Source organism: Pararhizobium mangrovi (assembly GCF_006516965.1).
Taxonomy (GTDB): Bacteria; Pseudomonadota; Alphaproteobacteria; order Rhizobiales; family Rhizobiaceae; genus Pararhizobium_B; species Pararhizobium_B mangrovi.
In genome coordinates this window covers 72591-96650 of the sequence record NZ_VHLH01000015.1, presented here as the reverse complement: position 1 = coordinate 96650, position 24060 = coordinate 72591, and the positions used below count along the sequence as shown (strand labels likewise).

General features: G+C 66.5%; 23 protein-coding genes. 8 read left to right on the top strand and 15 right to left on the bottom strand.

From position 1 onward, the window contains the following. Positions 1 to 53 precede the first annotated feature (53 nt). From trxA to FJU11_RS09605, 7 genes are all read left to right on the top strand, one after another. A complete protein-coding gene (trxA, locus tag FJU11_RS09635) occupies positions 54 to 374 on the top strand; it encodes a thioredoxin (protein ID WP_141166828.1) in 321 nt (106 codons plus the stop codon). Positions 375 to 564: 190 nt separating this feature from the next. Then, positions 565 to 1791: an ABC transporter substrate-binding protein gene (locus FJU11_RS09630; RefSeq protein ID WP_407946700.1), complete on the top strand. Its 1227-nt coding sequence runs from the start codon at positions 565 to 567 to the stop codon at positions 1789 to 1791. A 26-nt stretch (positions 1792 to 1817) separates the two neighbouring features. Next, complete coding sequence (locus tag FJU11_RS09625; protein WP_141166827.1) at positions 1818 to 3500, top strand: ABC transporter permease; 1683 nt, start codon at positions 1818 to 1820, stop codon at positions 3498 to 3500. 35 nt (positions 3501 to 3535) lie between these two features. Continuing rightward, positions 3536 to 4189 (top strand): ATP-binding cassette domain-containing protein, encoded by a 654-nt coding sequence (locus tag FJU11_RS09620; RefSeq protein ID WP_141166826.1) that lies wholly within the window; start codon positions 3536 to 3538, stop codon positions 4187 to 4189. Continuing rightward, entirely contained in the window at positions 4182 to 6701 is a 2520-nt protein-coding gene (gene hrpB / locus FJU11_RS09615) for an ATP-dependent helicase HrpB (RefSeq protein WP_141166825.1), read from the top strand. Before FJU11_RS09620 ends, hrpB begins: the two co-directional genes overlap by 8 nt. 77 nt (positions 6702 to 6778) lie before the next feature. Next, on the top strand, positions 6779 to 8104 hold the full coding sequence (locus tag FJU11_RS09610; RefSeq protein ID WP_141166849.1) for an ActS/PrrB/RegB family redox-sensitive histidine kinase: 1326 nt from the start codon (positions 6779 to 6781) through the stop codon (positions 8102 to 8104). Between the two features lie 133 nt (positions 8105 to 8237). Then, on the top strand, positions 8238 to 8822 hold the full coding sequence (locus FJU11_RS09605; RefSeq protein WP_141166824.1) for an ActR/PrrA/RegA family redox response regulator transcription factor: 585 nt from the start codon (positions 8238 to 8240) through the stop codon (positions 8820 to 8822). A gap of 3 nt (positions 8823 to 8825) precedes the next feature. On the opposite strand, the gene FJU11_RS09600 is transcribed toward FJU11_RS09605, so the two are convergent. From FJU11_RS09600 to FJU11_RS09530, 15 genes are all read right to left on the bottom strand, one after another. After that, on the bottom strand, positions 8826 to 9308 hold the full coding sequence (locus FJU11_RS09600) for an MmcB family DNA repair protein (protein WP_141166823.1): 483 nt from the start codon (positions 9306 to 9308) through the stop codon (positions 8826 to 8828). Positions 9309 to 9367: 59 nt separating this feature from the next. Then, a complete protein-coding gene (locus FJU11_RS09595) occupies positions 9368 to 10735 on the bottom strand; it encodes a bifunctional folylpolyglutamate synthase/dihydrofolate synthase (RefSeq protein WP_141166822.1) in 1368 nt (455 codons plus the stop codon). A gap of 98 nt (positions 10736 to 10833) precedes the next feature. Beyond that, entirely contained in the window at positions 10834 to 11898 is a 1065-nt protein-coding gene (gene accD, locus FJU11_RS09590) for an acetyl-CoA carboxylase, carboxyltransferase subunit beta (RefSeq protein WP_181408122.1), read from the bottom strand. Between the two features lie 60 nt (positions 11899 to 11958). Further along, positions 11959 to 12798, bottom strand: coding sequence for a tryptophan synthase subunit alpha (gene trpA, locus FJU11_RS09585; RefSeq protein WP_141166821.1), 840 nt, complete (start codon positions 12796 to 12798; stop codon positions 11959 to 11961). Next, a complete protein-coding gene (locus FJU11_RS18785) occupies positions 12795 to 13271 on the bottom strand; it encodes a hypothetical protein (protein WP_141166820.1) in 477 nt (158 codons plus the stop codon). The genes trpA and FJU11_RS18785 overlap by 4 nt, the downstream gene beginning before the upstream one ends. Positions 13272 to 13276: 5 nt before the next feature. Next, positions 13277 to 14497, bottom strand: coding sequence for a tryptophan synthase subunit beta (trpB, locus tag FJU11_RS09575; protein ID WP_141166819.1), 1221 nt, complete (start codon positions 14495 to 14497; stop codon positions 13277 to 13279). Then, positions 14494 to 15174, bottom strand: a complete 681-nt coding sequence (locus tag FJU11_RS09570) for a phosphoribosylanthranilate isomerase (protein ID WP_141166818.1) — start codon at positions 15172 to 15174, stop codon at positions 14494 to 14496. Before FJU11_RS09570 ends, trpB begins: the two co-directional genes overlap by 4 nt. Before the next feature lie 61 nt (positions 15175 to 15235). After that, positions 15236 to 16000 (bottom strand): M48 family metallopeptidase, encoded by a 765-nt coding sequence (locus tag FJU11_RS09565; RefSeq protein ID WP_141166817.1) that lies wholly within the window; start codon positions 15998 to 16000, stop codon positions 15236 to 15238. A gap of 108 nt (positions 16001 to 16108) precedes the next feature. Further along, the gene (locus FJU11_RS09560) at positions 16109 to 16555 is read right to left on the bottom strand and encodes a DUF2852 domain-containing protein (RefSeq protein WP_141166816.1); all 447 of its coding nucleotides are present in this window, start codon (positions 16553 to 16555) and stop codon (positions 16109 to 16111) included. A gap of 133 nt (positions 16556 to 16688) precedes the next feature. Further along, on the bottom strand, positions 16689 to 17969 hold the full coding sequence (locus tag FJU11_RS09555; protein WP_141166815.1) for a polyhydroxyalkanoate depolymerase: 1281 nt from the start codon (positions 17967 to 17969) through the stop codon (positions 16689 to 16691). Positions 17970 to 18214: 245 nt separating this feature from the next. Then, a complete protein-coding gene (locus tag FJU11_RS09550) occupies positions 18215 to 19504 on the bottom strand; it encodes an RsmB/NOP family class I SAM-dependent RNA methyltransferase (RefSeq protein ID WP_141166814.1) in 1290 nt (429 codons plus the stop codon). Positions 19505 to 19569: 65 nt separating this feature from the next. Next, the gene (locus FJU11_RS09545) at positions 19570 to 19914 is read right to left on the bottom strand and encodes a septal ring lytic transglycosylase RlpA family protein (RefSeq protein WP_235890966.1); all 345 of its coding nucleotides are present in this window, start codon (positions 19912 to 19914) and stop codon (positions 19570 to 19572) included. 185 nt (positions 19915 to 20099) lie between these two features. After that, entirely contained in the window at positions 20100 to 20963 is an 864-nt protein-coding gene (locus FJU11_RS09540; protein WP_141166813.1) for an SDR family oxidoreductase, read from the bottom strand. Between the two features lie 39 nt (positions 20964 to 21002). Next, positions 21003 to 22130, bottom strand: a complete 1128-nt coding sequence (gene queG, locus FJU11_RS09535; RefSeq protein WP_141166847.1) for a tRNA epoxyqueuosine(34) reductase QueG — start codon at positions 22128 to 22130, stop codon at positions 21003 to 21005. Between the two features lie 142 nt (positions 22131 to 22272). After that, on the bottom strand, positions 22273 to 22965 hold the full coding sequence (locus tag FJU11_RS09530; RefSeq protein WP_141166812.1) for a glutathione S-transferase family protein: 693 nt from the start codon (positions 22963 to 22965) through the stop codon (positions 22273 to 22275). A 169-nt stretch (positions 22966 to 23134) separates the two neighbouring features. Here FJU11_RS09530 and FJU11_RS09525 point away from each other — a divergent pair, with 169 nt between their 5' ends. Then, positions 23135 to 23938 (top strand): undecaprenyl-diphosphate phosphatase, encoded by an 804-nt coding sequence (locus tag FJU11_RS09525; protein ID WP_141166811.1) that lies wholly within the window; start codon positions 23135 to 23137, stop codon positions 23936 to 23938. Positions 23939 to 24060: the final 122 nt, after the last annotated feature.

The window sequence follows — 24060 nt, the reverse complement described above, 5'->3', positions numbered from 1 at the left end:
ACGAAAAGGCCGGCGTCCCGCGCGCCGTCCGCATCAATCGAAGGAGAGCCGTGATGGCTACCGTGAAAGTCGACAACGCGAACTTTCAGTCCGAAGTGCTCGAAGCGAACGAGCCGGTCGTGGTGGATTTCTGGGCGGAGTGGTGCGGACCCTGCAAGATGATCGCGCCGAGCCTCGAAGAGATCGCGACCGAGATGGACGGCAAGGTGAAGGTCGCCAAGCTGAACATCGACGAGAACCCGGATCTGGCCGCGCAGTACGGCGTTCGCTCCATCCCGACGCTCGCCATGTTCAAGAACGGCGAGCTCGCCGACATCAAGGTCGGCGCTTCGCCGAAGGCTTCCCTTTCTTCCTGGATTTCCAGCGCGGCGTAAGCGCGAGGCAAAGTCCGGCGATATCGACCCGGCGCCGCGAGGCGCCGGGTTTTTTCGTGCATGCGCCGCCCGGCCGTCTCACCCAAACGTTACGTGTCCCGCGCTCCCGCGCACATTGACCGGCCGGCAGTGCCGTGGTGAAGCTCGATCGGCTTCGTTCGGTGCAGGGAAGGGACATCACGTGCATAAGTTGTTCAAGCTGGCGGTTCTCGGGCTTTCGACGGCACTCGCGATCGCCGGTCCGGCACGCGCCGCCGATGCTCCCGACCCGGCGAACTGGCAGGCCGTGCTCGACAGCGCGAAGGGCGAGACCGTCTACTGGAACGCATGGGGCGGCTCCCAGAACGTCAACGACTATATCGACTGGGCGGGACGCCAGGTGAAGGCGCGCTACGGGGTCACCATTCGCGAGGTGAAGGTCGACGATACGGCGAACGCCGTTGCCAAGGTCGTCGCCGAAAAGGCCGCCGGCAAGAACGAGAGCGGTTCGGTCGACCTCGTCTGGATCAACGGCGAGAACTTCGTCGACATGAAGGACAAGGGCCTTTTGATGAGCCCCGGCTGGGCGACGAAGCTGCCCAACTGGAAATACGTCGCCTTTAAGCAGAACCCGACTATCACCACCGACTTCAATACGCCGACGGACGGGCTCGAAAGCCCATGGGGCAACGCCAAGCTCGTCTTCTTCTACGATTCCGCGCGCACGGACGCGAAGGATCTGCCGAAGGATACCGACGGCCTGCTTCGCTGGGCGAAGGCCCATCCCGGCCGTTTCTCCTACCCCGCTCCGCCGGACTTCATCGGTTCGTCCTTCCTGAAACAGGTGCTCTACGAGCATATCGGCGACACGTCCAAGCTCTACAAGCCGGTGAACGACGCCACTTTCGAGCAGGACGTGAAGCCGCTCTTCACCTATCTGGACGCGCTGAAACCGTATCTATGGCGCAAGGGTGCCGACTATCCGGAAAACTACCCGGACATGAAGCGCAAGCTCGCCGACGGCGAACTCGGCATCATCTTCGCCTTCAACCCTTCCGAAGCCTCCTCGGCGATCGAAAACGGCGAACTGCCGGATACGGTGCGCTCCTTCACCTTTCCCGGCGGAACGCTCGGCAACACGCATTTCGTGGCGATCCCCTACAATGCGAACGCCAAGGCGGGCGCGCTGGTCGTCGCCAACTTCCTGATCTCGCCGGAAGCGCAGCTCCACAAGCAGGATCCGCAATACTGGGGCGACCCGACGGTACTCGCCATGGACAAGCTGTCCGAAAAGGAGCGCCGGAAGTTCGCCGATCTCGATCTCGGCGCCGCGACGCTGCCTCCGAGCGAACTCGGCCCGGTCATTCCGGAACCGGATGCCAGCTGGACGACGCGCATCGAGGCGGCGTGGAAGAAGCGCTACGGCACGGCCCGCTAAGCGCGCGCCCCCCGCCGGCCGCAGCCATGCGCTGGACCCGCCTCGCGCCGGGGCTGACGCTTGCCGTCCTCGTCGCGCCGCTCGCCTTCGGCCTGGCGTTCACCGCGCTTCCTGCCTTCGGCTACCTTCCGGCGCTCGGCGGCCACGTCGTCTCGCTGCGTTATTTCGCTGCCTTCTTCACCATGCCCGGCATCGTGCGGTCCATCGCGCTCGCGCTTGGGATCGGCCTTGCCACGGGCGGTATCTCCTTCCTCCTCGTCGTGCTTTTCGTTGCCGGATGGGCCGGCACGCCTGCCTTCGCCCGCCTGCAGCGAGGTCTGTCGCCGCTGCTCGCCGTGCCGCATGCCGCGGCGGCCTTCGGGCTCGCCTTCCTCGTCGCCCCCTCCGGCTTCCTGATGCGGCTCGCCTCGCCCTGGCTGACCGGCCTCACGCGCCCACCGGACTGGCTGATCGTCCACGACCCGCTCGGCATCACCATGACGGTCGGGATGATCGTCAAGGAAGCGCCTTTCCTCTTCCTCGTTTCGCTTGCCGCACTGCCGCAACTCAAACTCGTCGAAACGCGGCGGCTCGCCGCCTCGCTCGGCTACGGGCGGATTGCCGGCTTCGCCTATCTGCTCGCGCCGGCGCTTTACGGCCAGATCCGCCTCGCCGTCTTCGCGGTCATTGCCTATTCGGCTTCGGTAGTGGACGTGGCCGCCATTCTCGGCCCCACGCTGCCCGCGCCGCTACCCGTCCGGCTGCTTTCCTGGATGAACGAAGCGAACCTTTCCATGCGCTTCGTCGCCTCGGCCGGCGCCCTCGTCCAGTTCGCCCTCGTGCTCGCCGCCCTCGCGCTCTGGCTTGCCGGTGAACGCCTGGTCGGTGGCGGCTCGGCGCTCTTGCGCGCATGCGGCGTCCGCTTCCGCCGGGACCGGTGGCTGCGCTTTCTGTCGTTCGGGCTCGTCGTCCTATGCGCTGCGGCCGTCTTCACGGGCCTTGCCCTGCTCGCGCTCTGGTCGCTCGCCGGGCTCTGGCAGTTTCCCGACGCCCTGCCGCAGGTCTTCTGGCTGAAGACCTGGCAGCGTCAGCTCTCGGAGATCGCCGCTCCCTTCGCCACGACCCTCGTCACGGCGCTGGTCGCGACGGCGATCGCGCTCGCGCTGACGGTCGCCTGCCTTGCGCGCGAGGACGAGACGGGCCGAACCGGCGGGCGGCGCGCGCTGCTGCTCGTCTATCTGCCGCTCCTCGTGCCGCAGATTTCCTTCGTCTTCGGCCTTCAGGTGCTTTCGTTGCTGACGGGGATCGATGCGAGCCTCGCCGGTCTCGTTTTCGTCCATCTGATCTTCGTCCTGCCCTACGTCTTCCTTTCCCTCAGCGATCCATGGCGCGCCTTCGATCCTCGCTATGCCGTCGTCGCATCCGGTCTCGGACTTTCGCGCGGCGCGATCTTCCGGCGCGTACGCCTGCCGATGCTCGCCCGCGCGGTCCTCACCGCCGCCGCCGTCGGCTTCGCCGTCTCCGTCGCGCAGTACCTGCCGACGGTGCTCATCGGTGCCGGACGGCTGACGACGATCACCACCGAGGCCGTCGCTCTCGCCTCCGGCGGCAATGCGCGCGTGATCGGCGTCTACGCCTTCCTGCAGGCCATATTGCCGTTTCTCGGCTTCGCGATTGCCTCGCTCGTGCCCGCCTTGTTATTCCGCAACCGCCGTGCCTTGCGCACGTAGAGCCGATGAATGGCGGGCGGAAGACGGGAGATGCGATGACGGCCATGCACAAAGGCCTGTGGCTTCGCGACGTGGCGATCGATCTCGCCGGCGTCCGGCTCATCGCGCTCGATGCCGAGGTCGCACCGGGTGCGGTGCTCACGGTTATGGGTCCGTCGGGTTCGGGAAAGTCCACGCTCCTCGCCTTCATCGGCGGCTTTCTGGATCCGGTCTTTACCGCACGGGGCGAGGCGCGTGTCGACGGTGTCGACCTGACCGCACTGCCGGCGGAAGAGCGCCGCGCCGGCATTCTGTTTCAGGACCCGCTGCTCTTCCCGCATCTTTCCGTCGCGGCCAACGTCGCCTTCGCCATTCCGAGGCACGAAAAGGGTCGCAGCCGCCGCCGCGCGATCGCCGAAGCGGCACTCGGCGAAGTCGGGCTCGCCGATTTCGCAGCCCGCGATCCGGCAACCCTTTCGGGCGGCCAGAAGGCGCGCGTCGCTTTGATGCGCACGCTCGTTTCGCATCCCCGCCTCCTTCTCCTCGACGAGCCGTTCTCGAAGCTCGATGCGACGTTGCGCGGCCACATGCGCAGCCTCGTCTTCGATCGGGCGCGTGCCGCCGGCCTGCCGGTCGTCCTCGTCACCCATGACAAGGCGGATGCCGAAGCCGCAGGCGGAGCGTGTGTCCGGATCGGCGACGATGCCTGAGCCCGATCTTTCCAGTTTGCCGGCCAGTCTAGCAAAAAGTCTGCCGGATCTTCCGGTCGCCTCGATCCTGCCGGCGTTGTGCAGGGCGCTCGACGAGGCCGGCCGGGCCGTGCTTGCCGCTCCGCCCGGCGCCGGCAAGACGACGCTTGTGCCGCTCGCGCTGCTCGAGGCATCGTGGCGCTCGGCAGGTCGCCTCGTCATTGTCGAGCCGCGCCGGCTCGCCGCGCGTGCCGCGGCACGCCGCATGGCTTCGATGCTCGGCGAAGCGGTGGGCGAGACGGTCGGCTATCGCGTCCGCCTCGATTCGCGGGTTTCGGAAAAGACCGTGATCGAGGTCGTAACCCCCGGCGTCTTCACCCGCATGGCCCTCGATGACCCCGAACTCGGCACCGTCGCGGCGGTCGTCTTCGACGAGTTCCACGAACGCGGTCTCGAAACGGATTTCGGCCTGGCGCTCGCCATCGATATCCGCGCCGGCCTGCGCGAGGACCTGCGCATCGTCGTCATGTCCGCGACGCTCGACACGGCCAAGGTGGCAGCGCTTCTCGACGGTGCACCGGTCGTCGAAAGCAGCGGTCGCGCCTTTCCCGTCGAAATCCGTCATCGCGACCGACCGCCGCGCGAACCCATCGACGCCACGATGGCACGCGCGGTCACGGAGGTGCATGCGAGCGAAACGGGCTCCATTCTCGCCTTCCTGCCCGGCCAGGCGGAGATCCGGCGCACGATCGCACGCCTCGAAGGCCGGTTCGGCGACGATACGCGCGTCGTCGCCCTTTACGGCGGTCTCGACGGTGCCGAGCAGGACGCAGCGATCCGGCCGCCGGTGCCTGGCACGCGCAAGATCGTGCTCGCGACGGCGATCGCGGAAACCTCGATCACCATCGACGGCGTGCGCATCGTCGTCGATGGCGGCCTTTCGCGCCAGCCGGTCTTCGAACCGGCGACGGGCATCACCCGGCTCGAGACCGTGCCGGTCTCGCGCGCGGCGGCCGATCAGCGTGCGGGTCGCGCGGGTCGTACGGAACCGGGTATTGCGCTCAGGCTCTGGCGCGAACAGCAGACCGCGGCACTGCCTTCCTTCGCGCCGCCCGAAATGCTCGCCGCGGACCTTTCCGGCCTCGTGCTCGATTGCGCCGCCTGGGGCGTCGGCGATCCGCGAGAGCTGTCCTTCATCGACCCGCCGCCGGAGCGAGCGCTCGACCAGGCGCGCGGCCTCCTCGAAACTCTCGGTGCGTTTCACCCGATCGGCGGTCTCAGCCAAAGGGGCCGGACGATGCGCCGTCTCGGCCTGCCGGTGCGCGATGCGGCCATGATCGTCGCGGCCGCCGAGGCCGGCTCGGGCACCAAGAAAGCCGCACGTCTGGCCGTTCTCCTCGGCGAGCCGGCGCTCGGTGGAACGGCGATCGACCTCGACGAAAGGCTGCGCCGGTTCGCTGCCGATCGCACGCCGCGTGCGGTCGCCGCACGCAAGCTTGCGGGTCGTCTCGCCCGGCAGGCACGCGATGCGCATGGCGGCCCGGAAGGCGAAACGGAGACGAACGCGCCCACCGTCGGCACCCTCCTCTTGCCGGGCTATGCCGATCGGCTGGCGATCGCCCGTGGCGGTCGCGGTCGCTTCCGCATGGCGACCGGCCGGGGCGCCGCCGTGGACGAGGCGCAAGCAATCGCCGGTGCGCAATTCCTCGTCGTTGCCGATTGTACCGGCCGAGCACGCGAGCACCGGGTCCTCGCCGCCGCAGTCCTCACCCGCCCGGAAGTGGAAGCCGGGCTCGACGGGCGGATCGAGACGGTCGACGAATGCACCTTCGACGCCAGGGCGCGGGCGGTTCGCGCCCGGCGTATCCGCCGGTTCGACGCGATCGTCCTTCAGGAAGAACCGCGTGCCCGGCCGGATCCGCAGGCCGTCACCTCGGCGCTGTGCGAAGGGGTCCGCCTTCTTGGCGTCGATGCGCTACCGTTCGGCAAGGCGGGTCGGCAGCTTCGCGAGCGGCTCGGTTTCCTTCACCGCATCCTCGGCGCGCCATGGCCGGATGTGAGCGACACCGCACTCGTCGAACGGCTGGACGAATGGTTCGCACCCTTCCAGCCGGGCGTCGACCGTTTCGACGCGATCGCGCCGGGAAGCCTTGGCGAAGGCCTGCGTTCCCTCGTGCCGCCGGAGCGCCTTCACACGCTCGGCCATCTCGCCCCGACGCATTTCACGACGCCGCTCGGCACGCGCCATCCGATCCGCTACGATGGCGAGGAGCCGGTCCTGCCCGTGCGCGTACAGGAGCTTTTCGGCCTTTGCGAACATCCTTCGATCGCCGGCGACCGCTTCCCACTGGTGCTCGAACTCCTCTCGCCCGCCCATCGCCCGCTCCAGACGACGCGCGACCTTCCGGGTTTCTGGGCGGGCTCGTGGAAGGACGTGCGGGCGGACATGCGCGGGCGGTATCCGAAACACCCGTGGCCGGAAGATCCCCTGCAGGCTGCGCCGACGAACCGCACCCGGTCGCGCGAAAGATGACGCACCGCAAACTGGACTCGACCATGAAACCGGTTCACAGCTTCCTGCCGGGAGGAACGCGCATGCAGCGCTTTTCCATGCATCTCTTCGACGATCGCGTCTCGCGCTACCATCTGCGCCTCGAGACGCTGACCCGGCTTCGCTGGCTGGCCGTCGGCGGCCAGTTCCTCGCCGTGGCGGTGACGTGGCTCTGGATCAGCACGACCTTTCCGGTCGTGCCCTGTCTTCTGCTCATCGGTTGCTCGGCGGGTCTCAACGTCTTCCTGACGTTGCGTTTCCCCGCCACCCACCGGTTGACCCCCGAGGCGGCGCTCGCCGTTCTCGGCTTCGACCTCCTGCAGCTTCTCGGCCTTCTCTTCATGACGGGCGGCATCGCCAATCCCTTCGCGATCCTCGTCTGCGTGCAGGTCATCATCTCGTCTGCTTCGCAGCCCGTGCGCTACACGATCGCGCTCTTCCTCGTCGCCGTCATCGGGGTGACGCTGCTCGCCGCCCTTTCTCTGCCGTTGCCCTGGTACGCGAACACGACCTTCGAGTTGCCGCTACTCCTGCATGCCGGTGTGTGGACGTCGATCCTCTTCACCACGGGCTTTGCGGCATTCTACGTCTATCGCGTTTCCTCGGAGGCCAATCTTCTGGCCGATGCGCTCGCCGCGACGGAGCTGACGCTGCAGCGCGAGCAGCATCTTTCCGCACTCGACGGGCTGGCGGCCGCCGCCGCCCACGAACTCGGCACGCCGCTCGCGACGATCTCCCTCGTCGCTCGCGAAATGCAGCGCGCGCTCGGTGACGACGAACGCTACCGCGAGGACGTCGAACTCATGCGCAGCCAGAGCGAGCGCTGCCGCGACATCCTGAGACGCATCACCAGCCTTTCCACCGACGACGAGGCGCAGATGCGCCGGCTCCCGCTTTCCTCCCTCGTCGAGGAAGTCATCGCACCCCATCGCGAGTTCGGCATCGAGCTGACCAACTCGATCGAGGGAACGGGCGGAGAGCCCGTCGGCACGCGCAATCCCGGCATCCTCTACGGTCTCGGCAACCTCGTCGAGAACGCGGTGGATTTTGCCGAGACGGCGGTCCATGTCGCGGTAAGCTACGATCGTGCCACCGTCACCATGACGATCGGCGACGATGGGCCGGGCTTTCCCGCCGACGTCATCAACCAGATCGGCGAACCCTTCCTGACGCGGCGCACGCGTGCGGAACAGGCAGGAGCCGGCGGCCTCGGCCTCGGCCTCTTCATCGCCAAGACGCTGCTCGAACGTTCGGGCGCCCGGCTTTCCTTCACCAACACGCCCGGTGCCGCCGTCATGATTACCTGGCCTCGCGTGAAGATGGAACGCGTGCAGCCGAAGCCGAACGTCGCGCCCGTGCCGGCGGCGGACGCAGTTCATGGATGAGCGTGCGGATACGAACGGGGCACGCGCGGCTTTGGATTTGCCGCGCTGCAAACCTATATGCAACGGGCGAGTATTCGTTAGGCAAGCGGGCGATCATGCCGGCGACCACGATCGATAAAGAGGACCAGGCATCATGGCGAGCGAGAGCGACGTGGCGGTATCCAGGGGGGCGACGGACGATTCGGGTCCGGGACCCGACGCGACCTTGCTCGTCGTCGACGACGATGGCCCGTTCGTGCGTCGGTTGGCGCGTGCCATGGAGCAGCGCGGCTTTATCGTCACACTGGCCGAATCGGTTGCCGAAGGCCTTGCCGCCGCACGCAACGCACCGCCGAAATACGCCGTCGTCGACATGCGTCTCGGCGACGGAAACGGCCTCGACGTGATCGAGGCGCTTCGCCAGCGCGGTGCGGACACGCGCATGATCGTGCTTACCGGCTACGGCAACATCGCCACGGCCGTGAACGCGGTGAAGCTCGGCGCGGCGGACTACCTCGCCAAGCCCGCCGATGCCGACGAGATCTACGCCGCGCTGATGCAGCGCAAGGGTGAGAAGGTCGATCTGCCGGAAAACCCGATGTCGGCCGACCGGGTCCGCTGGGAGCATATCCAGCGCGTCTACGAGATGTGCGACCGCAACGTGTCCGAAACCGCCCGCCGGCTCAACATGCACCGCCGCACGCTCCAGCGCATCCTCGCCAAGCGCGCCCCGCGCTGACGTTCAGGCGGGAATGGCGGCGATCGCGTGCTCGGCGCGCATCAGGCGATCGGCCGCCGCCTGCGCCACCTGAAGGACGATGGCCTTGCGCCGCGCCGGGGCGATGCGATGCTCCGGTGCCTCGCGCAACAGGTGCGCATCGTAACCGTCGGCAACCATCAACCCGCACTCCGCCGGAAAGATTTCGGCGGGCACGCCCGAATGGGTCGCGAAGAAGAGACGGTCGCAGAACGGGCGGTATTCGGGCCATTTCCCGTCCACCCGCAGGTCCTGCACCGAGGTCTTGATCTCGACGATCCAAACCTCGCCCTTGGGCGAAAGCGCGATCAGATCCGCGCGCCGGCCGTTCGGCAGCGTCAGTTCCGGAAGGACCGAAAGACGCATGGCTGCGAGACGTCCCTGCACGCCCCGGCGCACCATCATCGCACGTTCGGACTGACGCCCGTCGATGAGCGGGCTCGCGGCATGGGGCGAAACAAGAGGCATGCACGGGAACATGCCATGAACGCCGATTCGCGACAAGCTGGTGGAACGGCCCTTTCGGCTCAGGTCGGCGGCGTCCCGTTTTCCGCGAGAACGTGGCCTGCGAGATAGAGCGAGCCACAGATCAGGATGCGCGGAGGCGGACCGCCGGCGCTCGCCTCGCGGATCGCCGCGAAGGCCTCGTCAAGGGTGTCGCGCGGCTCGGCCGAAAGGCCGGCTTCCGCAGCGTCCGTCGCCAGCGCCACCGGATCGACGGCGTTCTCGTTGTCGGGAATGCGCACCGTCACCACGTGGCGGGCCATGCCGGCAAAGGCCGCGAAGTAACCGGGCGCGTCCTTGGTGTCGAGCATCCCGGAGATGAGATGCAGCGGGCGGGCGGTGCGTTCCTCGCGTTCGCCCATCGCCGCGGCGGCGACGGCAGCCGCACCCGGATTATGGCCGCCGTCGAGCCAGATTTCGGCTTCGGGTGGCGCGAGTGCGACGAGCCTGCCTTCCGTGAGGCGCTGCATACGGCCCGGCCAGACTACCGTCGAGAGGCCCTTTTCGAGCGCACCCGCCGGCAGGTCGAAGCCGGCAGCCTTCAATGCGCGGATCGCGGCGGCGGCATTCGCGTGCTGGTAGCGCCCCGCCAGACGCGGCATCGGCAGATCCGCAAGCCCCGTCTCGTCCTGATAGACGAGGCGGCCATGTTCCTCGTAGGCGAAGAAGTCCTGCCCATAGACGCTTGCCGGGGCGCGAAGGCGCGCTGCCGTCGCCGTCAACACGTCGAGTGCCGCGTCCTCCTCCTGACGCGCGATCACCACGGGTCGGCCGGATTTGATGATGCCGGCCTTTTCCGCCGCGATCAGTTCGACGCGATCGCCGAGATAGGCCTGATGGTCGAGGGAGACCGGCATGATGAGCGCGACCGCCGGCTCGGCAAGCACGTTCGTCGCGTCGAACCGGCCGCCGAGCCCGACCTCGACGATCGCCACGTCGGCGGGATGTTCGGCGAAGAGAAGGAAGGTGACCGCCGTCAGCAACTCGAAGATGGTGATCGTCTGCCCCGCATTGACCTTCACGGCGCGGCGCACGGCTTCGAGCAGCGTGGCATCCTCGACGAAGCGCCCGGGCGCGCCTTGGCGCGCGATGCGGAACCGCTCGTGCCAGCGCACCAGATGCGGCGAGGTATGGACGTGGACGGCATACCCGGCCGCCTCCAGCATCGCCCGGCAGAAGGCACTGGCCGAGCCCTTGCCGTTCGTTCCGGCGATATGGATCACCGGCGGCAGCTTTTCCTGCGGATCGCCGAGATCGTGGAGGAGGCGCTCTATCCGATCGAGGGAGAGATCGATGCCTTTCGGAATGCGCGCGAGCAGCGCGTCGATCTCGCGCGATGCCGCGTCCGCGCGATCACCGTCCGAGCCTGTCGCAGGATAGCCGCTTTCCATGACGCATCGATCCCTGGTGCGCATCTTCGATATGCCGAAGCGTTCCCGCCTCGGCTACCGCGCTTCGAGCCTTAGGGGTCGAAGCCGTGCCCGGCCGCTTACGAAGTCGGGGTCTTCGCGGGCTGCGCCTTGGCCGGCGGGGTCTTCGCAGCCGCTTCCTTCGTCGCTCCGGGCGCGGTCGCCTTTGCGGGCTGCTTGACCTCTTCGATCTTCGCCTTCTTCGCCCCGTTCGCGGCCTCCGCCGGTTTCTCCGGCATATCCTTCTTCACCGGCTCGGCGGTCTTCGTCTTCGTCCGTTCGCCGTAATCGGCGGGCTTGCGCATCAGGAGCTTCGAAAGCCGTGCGATCGTTTCGGGAATGTCGTGGCGCTTGACGACCATGTCGATCATGCCGTGATCGAGCAGGTACTCCGCCGTCTGGAAACCTTCCGGCAGCTGCTCGCGGATCGTCTGTTCGATGACGCGCTTGCCGGCGAAGCCGATCTCCGCGCCGGGTTCTGCGAGATGGACGTCGCCGAGCATGGCATAGGACGCCGAAACGCCGCCGGTCGTCGGATTGGTCATGACGACGATATAGGGAAGCCCGGCCTCCTTCAGCATTTCCACCATCACGGTGGTACGCGGCATCTGCATAAGCGAGAGAATGCCCTCCTGCATGCGCGCGCCGCCGGAAGCGGGGAACATGACGAGCGGGCACTTTTCCTTGATGGCGCGCTCGAAGGCCTTCACGATCGCTTCGCCGGCCGCCATGCCGAGCGAGCCGCCGGCGAAGGCGAATTCGTGCACGCAGGCGACGAGCTTGACGCCGTGGACGGTGCCGACGCCCGAAAGGATCGTGTCCTCCTGCCCCGTCTTCGTGCGGTAGTCGCGCAGGCGGTCCGTGTAGCGCTTGGTATCGCGGAACTTTAGGGGGTCCTGCGGCACCTGCGGCTGCGGCAACGCCTCGTACGCGCCATCGTCGAAGAAGTGGTGAAAACGGTCCTTCGCCGAGATCTTCATGTGATGGCCGGAAGCCGGGATCACGTAGAGGTTTTCCTCTAGGTCCTTGTGAAAGACCATTTCGCCGGTCTCGGGACACTTGATCCAGAGATTTTCCGGTACTTCCCGTCCGCCGCCGAACATCGAGTTGATCTTCGGTCGAACATAGCTGGTGATCCAGTTCAACGCTTTACGCTCCCGATTCTGACCGGTCGGCCGATTCCGATCCGAGGATTATGTGGCGCGTCATCCGGCCTGCGCAAGGCGCGCGGCCGCGATGCCGCTCGCAAGTCCCCGCACCATCGTCGCCACGCTTTCCACGGTGTCCGCGCTCGCCCGGCCGTCGGCATCGAGCGAGCCCGCGATCTGGTTGACGATCGCCGTTCCGACGACCACGCCGTCGGCCGCCCTGCCGATGATGCGCGCGTGCTCGGCCGTCTTGACGCCGAAGCCGACGCAGATCGGCAGGTCCGTATGCCCCTTGATGCGTTTGACGGCGGCCTCGACCTTGTCCGTGTCGACGATGGCCGAGCCGGTAATGCCCGTCATGGAGACGTAGTAGACGAAGCCGGACGTGTTCGCGAGAACCGCCGGCAGGCGCTTGTCGTCCGTGGTCGGGGTCGCGAGGCGGATGAAGTTGATCCCCTTCTCGACGGCGGGGTTGCAGAGCTCCACGTCCATTTCCGGCGGCAGGTCGACGACGATCAGCCCGTCGATCCCGGCATCGAGCGCGGCGTCGAGAAAGCGCTCCACGCCGAAGGAATGGATCGGGTTGTAGTAGCCCATCAGGACGATGGGCGTCTCATCGTCGTTCTCGCGGAAGGCTTTCGCCATCAAAAGCGTCTTTTCGAGCGTCTGGCCGCCGTCGAGCGCACGACGCCCCGCCTTCTGGATCGCCGGGCCGTCGGCCATCGGATCGGAAAACGGCATGCCGAGTTCGATGACGTCGGCGCCGGCGCCCGGTAGCGCCTTCATGATGGCGAGCGCGGTCTCGTAATCGGGATCGCCACCCATGAAATAGGTCACCAGCGCCGGTCGGCCTTCCGCCTTCAGATCGGCGAAACGGGTGTCCATGCGTGCGGTCATACGTCACTCCGTGGCAAACGCGCTGCGAGATATTCCGGGATCGGCCTTCCGGCCATGGCCGTCTCGATCCACGCACGGCGCTCGAAGTCGATGACGCCGAGTTCCCATACGCAAGCCATCACCTTCTCCTCGACCGCATGAAAACGGCTCGACCGCGACGAAAGATCGGCGCGCCACAGGTCTTCGGTCGCAATGCCACCGGAACGCCACCAACTCGACAGCAGCCAGAGCGCTTCCTCGCCCCGGTGCAGGATCGCGAAACCGGCGCCGTAATGATCCGTCGGTTCGCTTCCATCGCCGGATCCACGGATCGTGCGTTCGGCATCATCGATCGTGACGGCATCGAGGGTGTCGATCCCTTCGCACCCGATCCCGTTCAGCTTGATCGTTCCCGATGGGGTATCGATCATACGAAGGAACGAGGCCTCACGCGGTGCGTAGCGATCGCCGGGGTCGACAAGCGCCGTCTCCACGGTCCTCACACCTCCATCCCGAGATAGTTCGCCACGGACTGCACGTCCTTGTCGCCGCGTCCGCACAGGTTCATCACGATGATCTTATCGCGGCCCATCGTCGGCGCGCGCTTGACGACTTCGGCGAGCGCATGGGCGGGTTCCAGTGCCGGGATGATGCCTTCGGTGCGGGTGAGAAGCTGGAAGGCGTCGACCGCCTCGCGGTCGAGGATCGGCACGTATTCGACGCGGCCGGACTCCTTGAGCCAGGAATGCTCCGGCCCGATGCCCGGATAGTCGAGGCCGGCCGAGATCGAGTGGCCCTCCTTGATCTGGCCGTCGTCGTCCTGAAGCAGGTAGGTCCGGTTGCCGTGCAGAACGCCGGGCCGCCCGGCCGTCAGCGAAGCGCAATGCTCCTCGCCTTCGAGGCCCTTGCCGCCTGCCTCGACGCCGACCATCGCGACGTCGGGATCGTCGAGGAAGGGGTGGAAAAGGCCGATCGCGTTCGAGCCGCCGCCGACGGCTGCGACGAGCATGTCCGGGAGCTTCCCCTCGGCCGCCATGATCTGCTCGCGCGCCTCGCGGCCGATGACCGACTGGAATTCGCGCACCAGCTCCGGATAGGGATGGGGGCCGGCCGCCGTACCGATCATGTAATAGGTCGAATCGACGTTCGTCACCCAGTCGCGAAGCGCCTCGTTCATGGCATCCTTCAGCGTGCCGTGGCCGGCGCTGACGGGCTTCACCTCGGCGCCGAGAAGGCGCATGCGGAAGACGTTCGGCGCTTGGCGTTCGACGTCGGTCGCGCCCATGTAGATCACGCAGGGCAGGCCGAAGCGGGCGGCGAGCGTCGCCGAGGCGACGCCGTGCTGGCCCGCCCCCGTCTCGGCGATGATGCGCGTCTTGCCCATCTTGCGCGCAAGCAGGATCTGGCCGAGGCAGTTGTTGATCTTGTGCGAGCCGGTGTGGTTCAGCTCGTCGCGCTTGAAGTAGATCTTCGCGCCGCCGAGTTCTTCCGTCAGTCGCTCGGCGAAATAAAGCGGGCTCGGCCGGCCGGTATAGTGCGCGTTCAGATGTTCCAGCTCGGCGCGGAACCCCGCGTCGCCCTTCGCCCATTCCCACGCTTCCTGCAGCTCCAGGATCAGCGGCATCAGCGTCTCGGCGACGAAGCGTCCGCCGAAGATGCCGAAGAGGCCGTCCTCGTCGGGTCCCGAGCGGAAGGAATTGGGCTTGAGCGGCTCGTTCACGTGGGTCGGGCTCCAGAAAGGGGTTCGCCGCGGGCGGCGCGGACGGCTTCGAAGAAGGCGGCGATCCGGGCGGGATCCTTGGTGCCGGGCGCGCTTTCCACGCCGGATGAAGCGTCGATGCCGCGCGCTCCGGTCAGGCGCAGCGCTTCGCCGACATTGCCGCTGTCGAGGCCACCGGAAAGCATGTAATCGACATCCGCGTCAAGCACGCTCAGAAGCCGCCAATCGAACGAAACGCCGTTTCCGCCGGGCAGTTCGGCGCCCGCCGGCGGCTTGGCGTCGAAGAGCAGGCGGTCGGCGACATCCGCATAGGCTTCGATCGCGGCAAGGTCCGCGGCCGTGCGGATGGAAAAGGACTTCATCACCGGCAGGCCGTAGCGTGTGCGCACGGTATGCACGCGTTCCGGCCGCTCTCGGCCGTGAAGCTGCAGCCAGTCCGGCTCGAGTGCGGCGACGATCCGGTCGAGTTCGTCGTCCTCGGCGTCGACCGTGACCGCCGTCACGAGGGCCCGTCCGCGTGCGGGCGCGGCAAGCGTGCCGGCGCGCTCGGGCGTGACGTGGCGCGGGCTCCTTGCGAAGAAGATGAAGCCGAGATGGCTTGCGCCGCCGCCGAGCACGGCCGTCACGGCGTCTTCGCTGGTCAATCCGCAGATCTTGATGTCGGGTGCGTCTCGCATGGCATCTCGTTCGCACGAAACCGTGGTGAAGTCGAGGAAGCGGCACGTTCGCGTTGCCCGCTCAGGCGAAATCGATCGCCTGCAGCCGGGTTCCGTTCGTCTTCAGCCATGCCTTGGCGTCGGGCGTTTCGGGACAGAGGTCCTCGCACAGACGCCAGAAGCGCGGCCCGTGGTTCATCTCGCGCAGATGAGCCACCTCGTGCGCGGCCAGATAGTCGATCACCATCGGTGGCGCCATGACGATGCGCCACGAAAACGAAAGAACGCCGCCGCTCGTGCACGATCCCCAGCGGCTCTTCGTGTCCTTGATGCGGATGGCGGCCGTGCGGGTGCCGGAAGCTTCCGTGTGCCGCGCCACATGCTCGCCGAGATCCGCGCGCGCCTCACGCTTCAGGAAATCGGCGATGCGACGCCCGAGATGTTCGGGAAGGCCGCCGACGCTGAGCACGGCGCCGCCCACACCGCTCTTCGCCTCGGTCCGCCCGCGGACGGTTCCCGTTCGCGCGATGCGATGTTCGACACCGCGCAGCGCGATCGTGCCGCCATCGAAGAGGCCCGGCGTTTCCGGGTAGACCGCGAGACGCGTGGTCAGCCAGCCCTGCTGACGGCGAAGGAACGCGTCGACCTCGCCGGAAGGCATACCGGGCGGTGCGGTTATCGAAAGGGCCCGCCCGTTCGGCGCGATGCGCAGCGTCAGCCGGCGTGCGTTCGCATGCTCGCGTACCGTCAGCGGCAGGGTGCGACCGGAAACCGTCACGCTATCGGGATGGGATTTGCCGTTGCTGTTCGGCTCGCTCGGCTGGTGCTTGCGCGCAAAGGGCCTCATCCGGTCACCTTACCTGATTCGCCGTCGGTCACACGGGGCGACAAACGGAAAACGGCGCCGCCCGAATAGGCGCCGCCGTCGTTTCATTCATATACCGGAAAACGTCCGTCAGGCGTCGATCTCGGCGCGCGTCGGCGTCGTGCCAGAGCTCGCCCTGTGCTCGCGCATGAAGCGGTTGAATTCTTCCTGGTCCTTCGCACGGTGCAGTTCGCGCACATAGGCATCGAATTCCGCACGCATCGTGTCGAGCTTGCGGCGCTCTTCCTCGAGGCGCTTCATCTCGGCTTCGCGCCATTCGTCGAAGGCGACGTTGCCAGAGCGCGCGAAACCGGCGGAAGCCGCCGTACCGCGCCCGAAGCTCGTCGCGCGCTTGATGCCGCCGAAGAAGTCGTCCGTCGCCCGGTTGACCTCGGTCTTGAAGCCTTCGAGTCGGTCGCCCCAGATGATGTAGGCGAGCATGGCAAGGCCGAGCGGCCAGAACACCATGAAGCCGATCACCATCAAGGCAATGGTCGCCGGCGTCCATGCCGGTCGGATCAAAGCGGAAGTGGTCATCAGTCGGAACCTCGTCGTCTTGTCCTGCGGCCCCATGCCGCTCGGTCATGATTGAGGTGGGGGGTCGTTCTCGCCGATTCAAGCGAAATCGGGCAGTATCGCCGTTTTTCGCCGCCAATTCCGGCTTTCCGGGTCAGGTTTCGCTTGTGGTCTTGCGCTTGCCGGGGGTTCGTTTCCTGCCGTCGCGCGTGTCGTGCGTACGCATGAAGTCGAGAATGCGCGGGGCGATCTCGGCACGGTAGCGCGAGCCGTTGAAGACACCGTAATGGCCGACCTTCGGCTGCAGATAGTGGTGGCGCATGTCTTCGGGAATGCCCGTGCAGAGGTCGTGCGCGGCCTGCGTCTGGCCGACGCCGGAAATATCGTCGTTCTCGCCCTCGATCGTCAGGAGTGCGACGTCGCGGATCGCTTCAGGCCGGACGGGGCGGCCGCGATGCGTCATTTCGCCCTTCGGCAGCGCCTGGCGGATGAACACCGTCTCGACCGTCTGAAGGTAGAATTCTGCCGTCAGGTCCATGACGGCCAGATATTCGTCGTAGAATTCGCGGTGCTTCTCGGCAGGCTCACCGTCGTTCTGGACGAGGTGGAAGAAGAAGTCCTTCTGCGCGCTCATGTGCTTGTCGAGGTTCATCGACATGAAGCCCGAAAGCTGCAGGAAGCCCGGATAGACCTCGCGCATGAAGCCTTCGTGCGGCCACGGCACGGGCATGATGACGTTGTCGTAGAACCAGTCGATCGGGTGTTCCATGGCAAGGTCGTTGACGGCCGTCGGCGTGCGGCGCGTGTCGATCGGCCCGCCCATCAGCGTCATCGATGCGGGCGCGTGCTGGTCGCCGTCCTCTTCCATCAGGGCAACGGCGGCAAGCACCGGGACAGCCGGCTGGCACACGGCCATGACGTGCACGTCCGGTCCGAGAAGCTGGAGCATCTCGATCGTGTAGTCGATGAAATCGTCGAGGTTGAAGGCACCTTCGACGACCGGCACGCGGCGCGCGTCGACCCAGTCGGTGATGTAGACGTCGGCCTTCGGCAGAAGCGCCTCGACCGTGCCGCGCAGGAGCGTGGCGTGATGGCCGGACATCGGCGCGACGACGAGGATCTTCGGACCCGCATGGGCCCCTTCCGGCAGGTCGCGCTTGAAGTGGCGGAGGTCGCAGAACGGGCGCGACCAGACGATCTCTTCCGTTACCGCCACCGGTCCGGAATTGATCTTCGTCTCGGTGAAGCCGAATTCCGGTTTGGCATAACGTCGCGTGGAGCGCTCGAACACTTCGAAGCCGGCCGCGACGGCCCGACCCATGGTGGTGTGGGAAAGCGGGTTGAACGGGTTCTGATAGGCCAGACGCATGGCGTCCGCCGCCGCACGCCAGGGCATGATCGCCGCGTGCGAGAGCTCGTACCACTGATAGAACATGAGGAGGGCCCTTTTCGGTCGTTGCTCGAGGCTTCGCGCGAAAGACGATGCGCAGCCTGCAGTTGTTACCGATATATTTAGCAATATTTTTCGCACAGCAACATTGTCGAAAGGCTTAACGAGCCTCTACGGAGCCCCGGAAAGTCCGCGCATGATGCGCCGATGCCGCAGACTGCGGCTGCTCGAGGAGCGTCGTCGTGACGCAGCCAGGCAAACGTATCGGATGCGAGAAGGCCCCCGCGTGATTACGACCCGCGAACGAGGCTGGCGACGAAGAAGCCGTCGGTCCCCGTCGAAGCCGGGGTCAGCGTGACCGTATGCCCGTCCGAAGACAGCGGCTTCGGTCCGTCGGCCGGAAACGTTTCGGCCCAGCGCTCGGCGAGCGAAGCGAGGGCGAAACCCGGATTGTCCTCCAGAAAGGCCGCGATCTGCGCCTCGTTTTCCTCCGGCAGCAGCGAACAGGTGACGTAGACGAGTTCGCCGCCGGCGCGCACGTGGAGCGAGGCGCGCGACAGTGCCTCTTCCTGCTGGCGCACGCGTTCGGCGAGCTCCGCCCGGTCGAGCGTCCACTTGGTGTCCGGTCGCCGGCGCCACGTACCCGTTCCGGTACAAGGCGCGTCGACGAGTACGCGATCGCACGCGCCTTCGAGCCCGGCGAGATCGCCCGGTTGCCGATGGATCGTGACGGCTTGTGCTCCGGCGCGGCCTGCCCGCTCGGCGAGCGGCGAGAGCCGGCGCAAGTCGGCATCGAAGGCGTGAATGTTTCCCGCCCCACCCATCGCCGAGGCGATCGCCAGCGTCTTGCCGCCGCCGCCGGCGCAGTAGTCGAGAACCGTCTCGCCCGCCATGGCGCCCAAGAGAAGCGCGGCGATCTGCGAACCTTCGTCCTGTACCTCGAACGCACCTTGCGCGTAGGCTCGATTGGTCGTCACGTTCGGCAGGCGCGCCGGGCCTTCGCCCGCGGCAATCCGCATGCCGTCCGGCGCCAGCGCGCAGGGTCGTGCACCCGAAGGCGCCAGCGTTTCGAGGATTTCGGCCTTATCGGCCTTCAGTCGGTTGACCCGCAGGTCGAGCGGCGGCCGCCCCGCCATCGCCCGCATCTCTTCGACCCAGACGTCGGAGAAATTCGCTTCCAATGAAGGGGCAAGCCAGTCCTGAACGTCCGCCTGCACCGGCGCCGGTGCATCGGCGAGGCGGCGTGCGGCGAACGCCGAAAGAACCGCCGGCGACGGAGGGTCCGGTGCGAACCGGTCGGCCTCGTTTTCGCGCGCCAGACGTTCCGGCGTGACGTTCCAGGACGTGAAGAGCGCGCCGTGGGCCAGCACCGAAGGCGTATCGCCGTCCATCAGGAAGGCGATGGACCGGCGGCGGCGCAACGTGTCGTTGACGAGATTGCCGATCGCCGCCCGGTCCCCCGAGCCCGCGAACCGGTGCGCGTAGCCCCAATCCTTCAGGGCCTCCGCCGGCGTGCGGTTTCGGGTTTCGAGGTCGGCAAGGATGTCGATCGCGGCGGCGAGCCGCCCGCCGAGGCGCATGGGCTTTCCCCTCGTGGTGAAGGGGCCTCGTTAAGCCGCCGATCGATGGCGCGCAAGCGTCGGCGTCAGCCGATGATGCGGTAGCACACGTCGGCGATGCCGTCGCCGATGAAGCCGAGCTTGCGCGCGGCACCGCGCGAAAGGTCGAGGACCCGGCCCGAGACGAACGGACCGCGATCGTTGATGCGCACGGTCACGCTGCGACCGTTGTCCTCGTTGACCACCTTGATGTGCGTGCCGAAACCGAGGTGGCGATGTGCTGCGGTGAGCTTCGAGGGCACCATCGTCTCACCCGAGGCGGTGGTGGAGTGCAAGGCATACCAGGATGCCTCGCCGCAATGCTTGGGCTTGGCGGCATTGGCCGGAACGATGGTGGTGAAGGGAGCGGAAAGAAGAAGAGCGGTTGCCATCGTGGCTTGGCACGAGCGTGCCATCACGCGCGATGCTTTCATAGGATAACCTCATTGCCCGACCGTTAACGAAGGTTACCCTGTGGTAAAAGAAGATGGCGAGAACGTGAATGTGTCGAAAAAGGTTCCCTCAAGGCGTCATCAAGGAATGTTTCGAAAGGTAATACGCACTTCTACCACGCGTATTACCATCGGCTTGAATGCCATAACGCTTCGAGGCCCGCGCGATAATCGGGATAGACGAAGCGGTAACCCGCGTTCTTGATGCGATCGTTCGAAACCCGCTTGTTTTCACCATAGAACGAACGCGCCATGGCGCTCAGTTCGGCATCTTCGAAAGCGATCGGCGGCGGCGGTTTTACACCCATCAATCCGGCTGCGAAGGTAACGAGATCCTGTGGCGGCGCGGGCATGTCGTCCGTGACGTTGAAGATGCCGGAAGCCCTCCGTTCGGCGAGCAGCGCGCTCGCGCCGGCAATGTCCTCGACGTGGATGCGGTTGAAGACCTGTCCGGGTTTGACGAGCCGGCGGGCCCGGCCTTCGTTCAGGCTGCGAAAGGTGTTGCGCCCCGGTCCGTAGATGCCGGAAAGGCGGATGATCGCGGTTGCGACGTCATGCCGTTCGCCGAGCCGACTCCATCGCTCTTCCGTTTCCAGACGCGCGATCGAGCGCTTCGAAACCGGTCGCGGCGACGTATCCTCGTCGACCCAGGCACCGTCGTGGTTGCCGTAGACGCCGACGGTGGAAAGATAGCCGATCCAGGCGAGGTCCGGCATGGTTTCGGCCAGCCGGTCCTCGATCAGCGGCAAAACGGGATCTCCGGTCTCCGCCGGCGAAACGGACATGACGAGATGCGTCGTCTTCGACAGGGCGGCCCGGCCTGCGTCGTCCAGCGTCTCGCCGTCGAAGAGAAACGGCGTGATCCCTCTCGCGGTCAGCACGGGAAAATGCGAGCGGTCCCGGGTCGTTCCGGCAACTTCTGCGGCGGCGGAAAGCCGCTCGCCGATCGCCTGGCCCGAAAATCCGGCGCCGAAGATGAAAACACGCAACCGTTGGTCTCCTGAAGCCCGTTTCCCTTTACCACCATCTCAGCCGAGTGCGGCGGCCCATTCCGATCGCACGGACGGGTCGAGCTCTTCAACCGTCGCTTCGAGCGCGGACAGGGAACGGTGATCGAGCAGTTCGCCGAGCGCCCAGACGGCGGCGCCGCGCACGAGCGGTTCCGCATCGTCGAGAAGCGCGCGGCAGGGCTCGACGAGCGACGCGTCGTTCGAATTGCCGGCGGCGATCAGCACATTGCGCATGAAGCGTGTCCGGCCGATGCGCTTGATCGGAGAACCGGAAAAGAGTTGCCGGAAGGCGCCGTCGTCGAGCGCGAGAAGCCGCGCGAGCGGCGGCGCATCGAGGTCGGCGCGCGCCTGCAGCTTCTGTTCGCGCGCCACCTTGGCGAACTTGTTCCATGGGCACACGGCCAGGCAATCGTCGCAGCCATAGATGCGGTTTCCGATCGCCTTGCGGAATTCGTGCGGGATCGGCCCGGCGTGCTCGATGGTGAGGTAGGAGATGCAGCGCCGCGCATCGAGCTGGTAGGGCGCAGGAAAGGCGTCGGTCGGGCAGACGTCGAGGCAGGCGCGGCACGAGCCGCAATGGTCGCTTTCCGCCGCGTCCGGCGTGAGTTCGGCCGAGGTGAAGATCGAGCCGAGGAAGAGCCAGGAGCCGAGTTCGCGACTGACGAGATTGGTGTGCTTGCCCTGCCAGCCGAGACCGGCGGCCTCGGCAAGCGGCTTTTCCATGACCGGCGCGGTATCGACGAAGACCTTCACGTCCGCCCCGCTCGCCGCGGCGAGGCGGGAGGCCATCTCCTTCAGCTTGCCCTTGATGACGTCGTGATAATCCCGGTGGCGGGCATAGACGGAGATTGCCCCATGGGCGGGCTGGTCGAGGATCGCGAGCGGATCGCTTTCGGGCGCGTAGTTCATGGCCAGCATGACGACCGAACGCGCCGCGGGCCATAGCGTCAGCGGCGCGCCGCGGCGATCGGCCGTGTCCGCCATCCAGGCCATCGTGCCGTGCCGGCCTTCGGCGAGGAAATGATCGAGCCGGCCCTTCGCGGCCGGAATGGCGTCGGCGCGCGTGATCCGGACACCGGAAAAGCCGAGGCGTCCGGCATCGGCGATGAGCCGTGCGCGCAATCGCTCTTCCGCTCGTTCGTCCATGCCCGCCATTTAGGCCGATCGGCCGGCTTAGGCCAGAGTTGGCGGACGGATCGGCGAGCCGAGGGCGACGCGGCTGCCCGGAACAATGCGCAAGACGAAGGAATAGAGCGCCGGACCTAATTCGATCAGGTCGCATAGCGCTCTAGAAATCGAGATCCGCGTAGTGCGAGACCGGTGCGAGGCTGCGCACGCGGTCGGCAAGAAGCGGCCGGAAAGCCGGGCGCGACTTCATGCGCTGGTACCAGTCCTTCGCCTGCGGCACGTCCGCCCAGTCGATCTCGCCCAGATAATCCAGAACCGAAAGCGAGGCAGCGCCTGCCAGATCGGCATAGCTCAGCCGGTCGCCACCGAGGAAGTTGCGCGTGGCGGCGAGCCAGGCGACGTATTTCATGTGTTCCCTGATGTTGGCGCGCGCCGTGCGCATCGCCTTGGAATCGGGTGCGCCGCCGCCGCGGCTCGGCGGCATGGTCAGCTTGTGCACCCGTTCGCGCGCCAGCGGCCGCGTCACGTCCTGTTCCAGCCGGAACAAGAACCAGTCGACGAGCCGGCGGATCTCGGCGCGCTCGAACGGATCCTCCGCCGTCAGCCGACGATCGCGCTTCAGCACGCCGTGCGTCTCGTCGACGAATTCGGCGATGACGCCGGCACCGACGATCGCCCGCATGGAATCGTCCATGTAGACCGGAAGCGTGCCGGCGGGATTGATCGCCAGGAACTCCGGCGCGCGGGACCACGGTTCCACCTCGACAAGCTCGGTATCGAAGCCGTATTCGCCAAGGATCAGACGCACGAATCGCGAGGCGGCCGACATGGGGTGGTGATGCAGATGGGGCATGGGCGCCTACCGTGTTCATCGAAAACGAAGGACTTGGCGGCTACGGTCCGCCGAGACCGAATCCGGCGAACCCTATACGGATTCGCACGCGTCGAAACAAGCAATCCATACAGCGCATGATGCCGTCCGCATTGAAACGCGCGTCCGGCATCGATCGAAAGGCATGCATATGGCGGACCACATGATCTTCTCGTCGCTCGTTCTCGGCCTTCTGGAAGGGCTGACGGAATTCATTCCGGTCTCCTCAACGGGCCACCTGCTTCTCGCCGAGCGGGTGATCGGCTTCTCTTCGCCAGGCGACACCTTCGAGGTCCTCATCCAGCTCGGAGCGATCGCGGCGATCGTCACGGTCTATTTTGCCCGGCTGGTCTCGCTTGCCAAGGGCTTCTTCACCGATTCGCGACGGCGGCATTTCGTCATCGCCATCGTCGTCGCCTTCCTGCCCGCCGCGGTCATCGGCGCCATCGCCCACGACTTCATCAAGCAGGTGCTCTTCGAATCGCCGCGCACCATCTGCATCGCGCTCATCCTCGGCGGTATCGTTCTCCTCGTCGTCGACCGGATGAACCTGAAGCCGCGCTACCACGACGTCGTCGACTATCCGATCTGGCTGGCGCTCGCGATCGGCTTCTTCCAGTGCCTGGCGATGATCCCGGGGACGTCGCGCTCCGGCTCGACGATCGTCGGCGCACTGTTGCTCGGTGCGGACAAGCGATCGGCGGCGGAGTTCTCCTTCTTCCTGGCGATGCCGACGATGGCCGGAGCCTTCGCCTTCGATCTCTACAAGAACATCGGCGTGCTCAACGTCGACGCGACGACGAACATCGTCATCGGCTTCGTCGCCGCATTCGTGGCCGGCATCTTCGTGGTGCGTACCCTGCTCGACTTCGTCTCGCGCCACGGCTATGCGCCGTTCGCCTACTGGCGCCTCGTCGTCGGCATCGTCGGCCTCGTGCTCCTCACGTTCGGTTGAGCCGCGCATTACGGTGCGCGTCGAGAGATGACCACCTGCGAAGGGGCGAATGCTTCGGGCATCCGGCACGCATGTGTCGCCGCATGCCCGTGCCTCGGTCGGCGCAATCACGGTGATTGCGG

What these genes read in the sequence shown, in the direction of transcription:
- trxA (WP_141166828.1), top strand. Translation starts at nt 54, where the DNA reads ATGGCTACCGTGAAAGTCGACAACGCGAACTTTCAGTCCGAAGTGCTC.
- FJU11_RS09625 (WP_141166827.1), top strand. Translation starts at nt 1,818, where the DNA reads ATGCGCTGGACCCGCCTCGCGCCGGGGCTGACGCTTGCCGTCCTCGTC.
- FJU11_RS09620 (WP_141166826.1), top strand. Translation starts at nt 3,536, where the DNA reads ATGACGGCCATGCACAAAGGCCTGTGGCTTCGCGACGTGGCGATCGAT.
- hrpB (WP_141166825.1), top strand. Translation starts at nt 4,182, where the DNA reads ATGCCTGAGCCCGATCTTTCCAGTTTGCCGGCCAGTCTAGCAAAAAGT.
- FJU11_RS09610 (WP_141166849.1), top strand. Translation starts at nt 6,779, where the DNA reads ATGCATCTCTTCGACGATCGCGTCTCGCGCTACCATCTGCGCCTCGAG.
- FJU11_RS09605 (WP_141166824.1), top strand. Translation starts at nt 8,238, where the DNA reads ATGGCGAGCGAGAGCGACGTGGCGGTATCCAGGGGGGCGACGGACGAT.
- FJU11_RS09600 (WP_141166823.1), bottom strand. Translation starts at nt 9,308, where the DNA reads ATGCCTCTTGTTTCGCCCCATGCCGCGAGCCCGCTCATCGACGGGCGT.
- FJU11_RS09595 (WP_141166822.1), bottom strand. Translation starts at nt 10,735, where the DNA reads ATGGAAAGCGGCTATCCTGCGACAGGCTCGGACGGTGATCGCGCGGAC.
- trpA (WP_141166821.1), bottom strand. Translation starts at nt 12,798, where the DNA reads ATGACCGCACGCATGGACACCCGTTTCGCCGATCTGAAGGCGGAAGGC.
- FJU11_RS09570 (WP_141166818.1), bottom strand. Translation starts at nt 15,174, where the DNA reads ATGCGAGACGCACCCGACATCAAGATCTGCGGATTGACCAGCGAAGAC.
- FJU11_RS09565 (WP_141166817.1), bottom strand. Translation starts at nt 16,000, where the DNA reads ATGAGGCCCTTTGCGCGCAAGCACCAGCCGAGCGAGCCGAACAGCAAC.
- FJU11_RS09560 (WP_141166816.1), bottom strand. Translation starts at nt 16,555, where the DNA reads ATGACCACTTCCGCTTTGATCCGACCGGCATGGACGCCGGCGACCATT.
- FJU11_RS09555 (WP_141166815.1), bottom strand. Translation starts at nt 17,969, where the DNA reads ATGTTCTATCAGTGGTACGAGCTCTCGCACGCGGCGATCATGCCCTGG.
- FJU11_RS09550 (WP_141166814.1), bottom strand. Translation starts at nt 19,504, where the DNA reads ATGCGCCTCGGCGGGCGGCTCGCCGCCGCGATCGACATCCTTGCCGAC.
- FJU11_RS09545 (WP_235890966.1), bottom strand. Translation starts at nt 19,914, where the DNA reads ATGGCAACCGCTCTTCTTCTTTCCGCTCCCTTCACCACCATCGTTCCG.
- queG (WP_141166847.1), bottom strand. Translation starts at nt 22,130, where the DNA reads ATGGACGAACGAGCGGAAGAGCGATTGCGCGCACGGCTCATCGCCGAT.
- FJU11_RS09530 (WP_141166812.1), bottom strand. Translation starts at nt 22,965, where the DNA reads ATGCCCCATCTGCATCACCACCCCATGTCGGCCGCCTCGCGATTCGTG.
- FJU11_RS09525 (WP_141166811.1), top strand. Translation starts at nt 23,135, where the DNA reads ATGGCGGACCACATGATCTTCTCGTCGCTCGTTCTCGGCCTTCTGGAA.